Here is a 1,677-nt window from a genome sequence, read left to right on the forward strand (position 1 = left end):
TCGATCGGGTCACCCAGCGTCGTACCCGTGCCATGGGCCTCGACCGCGTCCACATCGGCCGTCGTCAGACCCGCGTTCGCCAACGCCTGACGGATCACCCGCTGCTGCGACGGACCGTTCGGCGCCGTCAGACCATTCGACGCGCCATCCTGATTCACCGCCGAACCACGCACCACCGCCAGCACCTGGTGACCATGGCGCTCGGCATCGGACAGCCGCTCAAGCAGCAGCATGCCCACACCCTCACCCCAGCCCGTGCCGTCCGCGGCCGCCGCGAACGACTTGCACCGACCATCAGCGGCAAGACCACGCTGACGCGAGAACTCAATGAACGTGTCCGCCGTCGGCATCACCGTCACACCACCCGCGAGCGCCATCGAACACTCACCCTGACGCAACGCCTGCGCCGCCAGATGCAGCGCCACCAGCGAAGACGAACACGCCGTGTCCACCGTGACCGCAGGCCCCTCAAAACCGAACGTGTACGACACACGACCGGAGACCACGCTGCTGGACGCACCCGTACTGAGGAAGCCCTCCACCTCTGCGGGCACATGGGTGAGTCGGGTCCCGTAGTTGTGGTACATCACGCCGGCGAAGACACCGGTCGCGCTGCCACGCAGCACGGTCGGGTCGATCCCCGCCCGCTCGAACGCCTCCCACGACGCCTCGAGCAGCAACCGCTGCTGCGGGTCCATCGCCAGCGCCTCACGCGGACTGATCCCGAAGAACCCGGGATCGAACTCAGCAGCACCCTCCAGGAAACCACCCTCGGAGGTGTACGAGGTACCTGGGTTGTCCGGGTCGGGGTGGAAGATGCCGTCCACGTCCCAGCCGCGGTCGGTGGGGAAGCCGGAGATACCGTCGCGGCCCTCCGCGAGCAGCCGCCACAGGTCCTCGGGAGACTCCACACCACCCGGATAGCGGCAGCTCATCGCCACGATCGCGATCGGCTCGTCCGCGACGGCCGCAGCCGCCACAGCAGCGGTCGTGGGGTCCGCCGTGCCGAGCACCTCGGCAATGACGTGCTCCGCGAGCGCCTGCGGAGTCGGGTAGTCGAAGACCAGCGTCGCCGGCAACCGCAGACCCACCGCCTCACCCAACTGATTGCGCAGCTCCACCGCCGTCAACGAGTCAAAACCCAGATCCTTGAACGCCCGCGCCGCATCGATCGACTGCGCACTCGCGAAACCGAGCACCGCAGCCACCTGACCACGCACCACCTCCAACACGATCGGAAGCCGCTCCGACTCCCCCACAGACAACAACCGGCGCACAAAAGCCGAAGACTCCACCACACCCGCACGCGCCACACGACGCACCGACCCCCGCACCAAACCCCGCAGGAGAGGTGCGGGGGTCTGGCCACGTAGCGCGGCGAGGTCGAGATGGATCGCGACGAGCGTGGCCCGGTCGGCCCGCAGGGAGGCGTCGAGCAGGGAAAGACCGGCGGCGTCCGAGAGTGCGGTGACGCCCGAGCGCGACATACGGCTGTGGTCCGTGTCGGCGAGTTCGGCGGTCATCCCGCCGGACTTCTGCCACAGGCCCCAGGCGACCGAGGTCGCGGGCAGGCCGAGGGCCCGGCGGTGGGCGGCGAGGGCGTCGAGGAAGGCGTTCGCAGCCGCGTAGTTCGCCTGACCCGGGTTGCCCACCACACCGGCCGCGGACGAGAACAGG

General features: G+C 69.1%; 1 protein-coding gene. It reads right to left on the bottom strand.

What is annotated here, in order from left to right; all coding sequences use genetic code 11:
- Positions 1-1,677: beta-ketoacyl synthase N-terminal-like domain-containing protein (locus ACFXOM_RS35570; RefSeq protein WP_385041643.1), on the bottom strand; the 1,677-nt coding region annotated here is incomplete at both ends.

The organism is Streptomyces sp. NPDC059169 (assembly GCF_042755225.1).
Lineage (GTDB): Bacteria > Actinomycetota > Actinomycetes > Streptomycetales > Streptomycetaceae > Streptomyces.